Raw genomic sequence first — 6,031 nt, 5'->3', positions numbered from 1 at the left:
CAGCGCCACCGAGGCCCGCAGCCCCGGCGCGAGCAGGGCTCGCCGGTGGACGGCGGCGGGCAGCAGGACGCCGGTGGTGGCCCGGACCCGCTGCCCCGGGCCCCGCCACATCGCTCCCCGGGCGGTGAGCAGCAGGGCGAGGATCAGCACCGCCGGGATCAGCGCCAGGAGCGTCGCGGACGCCTGTTCCCCGATCTGCACGGGCGGCCGGTCGGCCGCCCGGGTCGAACTCGTCCACTGGAGCAGGGCGGGGACGCCCCAGCAGCCGCCCACCAGGAGGACCGTGTAGGCGATGAACCACGCGCTCCTGCGCTTCTCCTGGCGCGTGCCGCTCCGGGCTTCGCGCAGGAACAGCAGGGTGTCCGCGGTGCAGTCCCCCGACCTGTCGGGCACCCGTGCCCTCGTCCCGGTCGCGGGTGCCACGCTGTCGCTCAAGCCGCTCATCCTTCCCCCTGCACCGCCCCGGACGGGCCCGAGTGCCCCGAACGCGAGCCGACTTCGACGATCTGGTCCGCGACCTCGTTCAGGGCCCGGTGGTGGGTGGCCATGAGGACGGCCGCTCCGCGGTCGCGGTGCTCCGCGATCAGGCGGGCGAGGGCGGTCCGGGCGTGGGAGTCGAGCCGCTGTTCGGGCTCGTCGAGGATGAGGAGGTCGTGCGGCCGGATGAAGGCGGCGGCGAGGAGCAGCGCCTGGGTCTGTCCGGAGGACAGGGCCGAGGGGAACTGTTCGGACTGCGCCGTGAGGCGGTGCGACTCCAGCGCCCCGTCGACCGCGGCATCGGCTCCGGCGCCCATGCCGTGCGACAGCGCCACGAGCCGCAGGTGCTCCCGCACGGTGAGGTCCGGGTAGAACGCACCGGGATCCATCACCGACGCGACCCGCTTGCGCACGTCCAGGGAATCCTCGTGGATCTCTTCCCCGTCGAAGACGACCGATCCTCCGGACGGTCTCTCCCGTCCGGCCGCCACGCGGAGCAGGGTGCTCTTGCCGGATCCGTTCTCCCCGACCAGGGAAACGCACTCACCACGGTGGATGCGGAGGGAGACCCGGTCGAGCACGGTGCTGTCACCGTACGCGTGTGTGACGTCGACGAGTTGCAGCAGCGGTGCGCCCGCCGCCTTGCCGGTTTTGTTTTTCAATCGACGAGCCGTCTTCTCTCGGATGATCGAAACGTTCATTTTCACACTTTTCTGAACATTGGGCCGATCATAGCAAGGCGTCCCAATCCTGCAAAGCCGACCCAAATACACCCTCCGGGCGGCCCGACATGCGCCCTCCGGCCGAACCGGAACCCGAACCCGAGGCCGTCAAGTCAAATGGGGTGATTCGAGGCCATACGGACTGTTCGGCGGAATCCGCCACCCGCCCGGATTCTCGATCAAGGCCTGACCTGCGATATCAATGATCGAATACAGGAACACCCGGGGACTCCGCAACAAAAGGGGCATTGCACAGAATTCGAGGAATGTCCACCTACAATGGAATTGGTCAATTTCTTCGAAATTATCCGCCGCCGATTCGCATTGTGCACACCATGAACACATCAAGGGTCTTCCCGTGGTTACCGAAACGACATATGGTCGAACGGCAGCGGCCGGCAGCGGACGTCGGTCCTCTGTGGGTTGGCCGCTGTCTCCACCATCAAAAGGAGAAAGAGTGAACGCCACCGAATCGCGTGTCGAGTTCGTGACCGATGCCGTCAACGCTTCGTTCGCGGAGGCGCAGGAGGGTTTCGTGAACGCACACAACGCTCCCGCGATGACCACCCCCACCATCATCGCCGTGTGCGAGGTCGTCGTGACGGGCAGCACGATCTGCCTCGGCTGCTGAACCAACTGACCCACCGGTGACACCACCCATGTGAGCAGACGGGCCGGAAAGGGGGACGAGCGGTTCCCCTTTCCGGCCCCGCTCGACCGGAGCACGAGGACGCGTGAATGCCATTCACTAAGATCGTCAACGAGCCTTCCCACCCCATATCGCGCGAGGACGCGCATTACTGGACGCTGGCCCCGGCCGCGGTGGGCGAGATCATCAGCGGCCTCGAAGCCTTGACCCGGACAGCCGCCTACGGACCCAACGGCCTTTTGCAGGGCCTGAGTTCGAAACGCGATCGCAGCGTCGTCCCGCAGGCTCTCCGCAAGGCGATCGACAGCCGCGGCGGCGCCGTCGCCATCAAGGCCATGGGCGTCGTCGGCGGAGCGCTGACCCTGACCGGCCGCAGGAGCCGGGCGCAGCAGATCACCGGAGCCGGCCTGATGCTGGCCTCCAGCGGCCTGAGCAAGTACCGCACCTCGTTCGGCAGGGACGGGGCGGACCACATGGCCGCCCTGATCTGCGGCTACCGCGTGCTCACCGCCTTGGTCCCCGAGGCCGAGAAGTCCGACGACCTCTTCCTGCGCGCGGTCAACGCCCAGACCTTCATCGCCTACGTGACCGCCGGCGCGGCGAAGGCGATCTCCAGTACCTGGCGGTCGGGCGAGGCGCTGGAACAGGTCCTGCAGACCCAGCAGTACGGGGACAGCGCGGTCGCCAAGTGGCTGAAGAAGAGCCCGCTGCTGTGCAGTTCGATGACGTGGTTCACCATCGTCTGGGAGACGGGGTTCCCGGTCGTCTACCTGCTGGCACCGGCGGACGCCCGCAGGGCCCTGGCCGGCGTCAAGCTCTTCCACCTGGGCATCGCCGTGACGATGGGCCTGCCGCGGTTCTTCTGGGGATTCAGCTCGGCCCACGCGGCGGTCCTCTACGCCGTGGACCGCCTCCCCAGGAACGGGGGCCGGGGATGAGGTTCGAACGCCAGGTGGTCGCCACCTTCGGGGCCGCCGCCGTGGTCAGCGCCTACCTCTCGTACATCCGCCTGGAGGAGGAGTACACCCGGCGCGGCGGGCTCAAGGGGACCTCCCTGATCCAGGGCCCGGACGGCCTCGCGATCGAGTACGCGCTCGATGGCGGGGAGCTCGGCCCCACCGCCCCCGTCGCGGTCCTCGAAAGCGGCCTGGGCGCGCCGCTGGAATCCTGGGACTGGGTGGCCGGGCTGCTCAGCCGGCGCTTCCGGGTCCTGCGCTACCACCGCAGCGGGTACTGGCGCTCGAAGAGCAGGCTGCGGCCGGCCCAGTTGGTCGAGTTCCTCCTGCAACAGCTCGCGCCGCAGGGCGACGTCGTCCTGTGCGGCCACTCGATCGGCGCCCTCACCGCCATGAACGTCGCGGCGGAGTCCGCGTACGTGCGCGAGCGCGCCACCGTCCTGCACATCGTCGACGGGACGGACGCCGTCCTCCTCGGTGAGGACCGCGGGTCGAAGAGGCGGGTGGCGCGCTACAACCAGGACACCGCGCGACGGCTGCTCGGCTCGGCCCTGGGCACCACCCGCTGGCTGACGAGCCCCACCGAGCGGGAACTCGAATACCGCCCGGACATCCAACGGGCGTACCTGGCCTCGATCTCCAGCCCCCAGGTGCTGCTGGCGGCTCGCCAGGAGTACCTGCACGAGCCCCTCGCCGGGCAGGACTTCGTGGCCGCCGGGCCGCTGCGGCGCGTCGTCATCTCGGCCGCCAACAACACCGAGCAGCAGCGCAAGCTCAGCGAGCGGGTCGCCGCGGACTTCCACGTCGTGCCGGCGAGCAGCCACCGGTCCATCATCGCCAAGCCCGCCCTGGCGCAGCAGACGGCGGCGATCATCCTGGAGAACTCATGAGCGCGTGGCGCAGGGCCGTCGCGTCCCTGGTCAAGGCCGCCCTGGTGACGCACGTCGTGCTGACGGTCTTCGAGAACCTGCCCGACGACAAGCTGCCGATCAAGATGCGCCTGCCGTTCTTCCCCGACCTGCCGCAATGGCGCTTCTTCGCCCCGAACCCCGGCATCGAGGACCTGTACGTCTTCTACCGCACGCGCGCGACGCCCGCGGACGGCTGGACCACGTGGGCCGACCTGGCCATGCGGAACGAGGCGAAGCCGCTCGCCGTGCTGTGGAACCCGGGGAGCCGGGTTCCCAAGGCGCTGTTCGACATGGCGTCGCAGGTGCGCACGCTCGCCTCGAACGGGGCCATGTTCGAGTGGATGCTGAACAGCGACGGGTACAACCTGATGGCCGGGGCCGTGCGGGACGCGTGCAGGAAGAGCAGCGAGTCGGGCGACTACCAGTTCATGATCGTGGCGTCCGTCCCGACCGAGGGTGCCGACGGGATCAAGCCCATCATGATCTCGCCGGAACTCGCCCTGTGAACCGGGGGAATACCGAGATGCCCGAAAGCACCGAAAGCAGCGGAACCGGCGGAAGCGCCGGAAACACCGGAAACAGCGGAAATCAGGAGATCCCCGATCTGGGCGAGAAGCGGATCCTGTTCATCGTGACCGGATCCATCAACGCCGCGCTCACGCCGTACTGGCTGCACTGGCTGCGCCAGTCGTTTCCCCGGATCACGAGCGACCTCCTGGTGACCAGGTCCGCACAGCGTTTCGTGACGCTGGACGCGCTGCGCCGACTGGTGGGCGGCGACGTGTGGACCGACGACTACGCCGACCCCTCCCTCCCGGAATCCGCGCACGTGGAGATCGGCGAACGCGTCGACGCCTTCGCCGTCTTTCCCGCGACGCTCGATTTCGCCATGCGGCTCGCCGCGGGAAACTGCAACACCCCCGCCACCATGGCGTTGCAGATCACCGACAAGCCGATCGTGCTCGCCACCGCCTTTCCGGCCGGAAATGCCGTCGTCGAACGCAACATGGAGCTCCTGCTGCAGCGCCCGAACGTCTCGGTCAGCCAAACCGTCGCGGCCTACAGCGTCGGGAAGCGAAAATGGGAGGGCGAGACCGGCTTCTACCTGCCGTCGGTCCTGAAGGAGCTGGAAGGAATGTTCGATGCGGAGGGCCGCCGGTAGCACCAGCTCCCGGTGAGCGGCCGCCCCGCCCGTGGAATCCCGCGCGGCGGACCGACCACGAACGAGGCGGGCCGAGCATGAAATGGAACAGCGACGTCGCGGTCGTGGGCAGCGGGCCGAACGGCCTGGCGGCGGCCGTCACCTTCGCCCGCGCCGGGCTGCACGTGGACGTCTACGAGAGCCAGGACGAGATCGGCGGCGGCCTGCGCACGCACGCGCTGTTCGACAGCGACGTACGGCACGACATCTGCTCCGCCGTCCATCCGATGGCCTCCGTCTCGCCGTTCTTCCGCCGGTTCGACCTGTCGGCCCGCGGCGTCGACCTGCTCCAGGCGGAAGCGTCCTACGCCCATCCGCTGGCTGACGGGCGAGCCGCCGTGGCGTACCACGACCTCGACCGGACCTGCGACGCACTGGGCCGTGACGGCGCCGGCTGGCGGCGGCTGATGGCACCGCTCATCGGCCGCAGCACCGAGATCGGGGAGCTCTTCCTCTCCGACTTCCGCTCCGTCCCCGCGTCCCTGCGGACTCCGGCGATGCTCGCGTGGCGGTCCCTGGTCCACGGGACGGCGCTCGCCACGCGCCGGTTCGCGACCGACGAGGCGGCCGCCCTCCTCGCCGGGGTGGCCGCGCACGCCGTCGGCAGGCTCCCCAGCATCGTCGGCGGGGCCGTGTCGGTCTTCCTCGGCCACCTGGCGCACAGTTCGGGGTGGCCGGTGCCGCGCGGCGGGAGCTCGGAGATCGCGGCCGGCCTGGCCGAGGACATCCGGCGCCACGGCGGGCTGATCCACACCGGTGCGCGCATCACCGAGCTGGCGCAGGTGCGCGGTTCGCGCGTCGTCATGTTCGACACCGGGCCGAAGGAGTTCTCGGCCGTGGCGGGCGACCGACTGCCCGCCGCCTACCGGCGACGACTCGGCAGGTTCCGGTACGGGCCCGCGGCGGCCAAGGTCGACTTCCTGGTGTCCGAGGCGATCCCGTGGCGCAACACCGACGTGGCCAGGGCCGCCACCGTGCACCTCGGAGGGTCGCAGGCGCAGATCTACCGCCGGGAGTCCGGGGGGGGGGGGGGGGGGGGGGTGCGGGGGGGCGGGGCGGGGGCGCGGGGGGGGGGGGTCGCGGGGCGGCGCGCCCGGCCGCGGCCCGGGCGCGGC

Annotated in this window: 8 protein-coding genes; 6 read left to right on the top strand and 2 right to left on the bottom strand. The window is 70.0% G+C overall.

What is annotated here, in order from left to right:
• Positions 1 to 435, bottom strand: a 435-nt coding sequence (locus ACFV6I_RS31710) for a hypothetical protein (protein WP_380429020.1), incomplete at its 3' end; no start/stop codon positions are given.
• Between the two features lie 5 nt (positions 436 to 440).
• On the bottom strand, positions 441 to 1,139 hold the full coding sequence (locus tag ACFV6I_RS31705; RefSeq protein WP_380342717.1) for an ATP-binding cassette domain-containing protein: 699 nt from the start codon (positions 1,137 to 1,139) through the stop codon (positions 441 to 443).
• 517 nt (positions 1,140 to 1,656) lie between these two features.
• Here ACFV6I_RS31705 and ACFV6I_RS31700 point away from each other — a divergent pair.
• The 6 genes from ACFV6I_RS31700 to ACFV6I_RS31675 all read left to right on the top strand — a co-directional run.
• On the top strand, positions 1,657 to 1,830 hold the full coding sequence (locus tag ACFV6I_RS31700; protein ID WP_159398383.1) for a cypemycin family RiPP: 174 nt from the start codon (positions 1,657 to 1,659) through the stop codon (positions 1,828 to 1,830).
• Positions 1,831 to 1,937: 107 nt separating this feature from the next.
• Positions 1,938 to 2,786, top strand: coding sequence for a hypothetical protein (locus ACFV6I_RS31695; protein WP_208869057.1), 849 nt, complete (start codon positions 1,938 to 1,940; stop codon positions 2,784 to 2,786).
• Positions 2,783 to 3,694, top strand: a complete 912-nt coding sequence (locus ACFV6I_RS31690; RefSeq protein WP_363377198.1) for an alpha/beta hydrolase — start codon at positions 2,783 to 2,785, stop codon at positions 3,692 to 3,694. Before ACFV6I_RS31695 ends, ACFV6I_RS31690 begins: the two co-directional genes overlap by 4 nt.
• Positions 3,691 to 4,221 carry a hypothetical protein gene (locus ACFV6I_RS31685; RefSeq protein ID WP_063346942.1) on the top strand — a complete coding sequence of 177 codons (531 nt, stop codon included), beginning with the start codon at positions 3,691 to 3,693 and terminating at the stop codon, positions 4,219 to 4,221. The genes ACFV6I_RS31690 and ACFV6I_RS31685 overlap by 4 nt, the downstream gene beginning before the upstream one ends.
• Before the next feature lie 17 nt (positions 4,222 to 4,238).
• Positions 4,239 to 4,877 carry a flavoprotein gene (locus ACFV6I_RS31680; RefSeq protein ID WP_380429017.1) on the top strand — a complete coding sequence of 213 codons (639 nt, stop codon included), beginning with the start codon at positions 4,239 to 4,241 and terminating at the stop codon, positions 4,875 to 4,877.
• Positions 4,878 to 4,954: 77 nt separating this feature from the next.
• Positions 4,955 to 6,031: phytoene desaturase family protein (locus tag ACFV6I_RS31675; protein WP_380429014.1), on the top strand; the 1,077-nt coding region annotated here is incomplete at its 3' end.

Source organism: Kitasatospora sp. NPDC059803, assembly GCF_042732255.1.
In the GTDB taxonomy this organism is placed as follows: domain Bacteria; phylum Actinomycetota; class Actinomycetes; order Streptomycetales; family Streptomycetaceae; genus Kitasatospora.
This window is presented reverse-complemented; position numbering and strand designations above follow the sequence as displayed.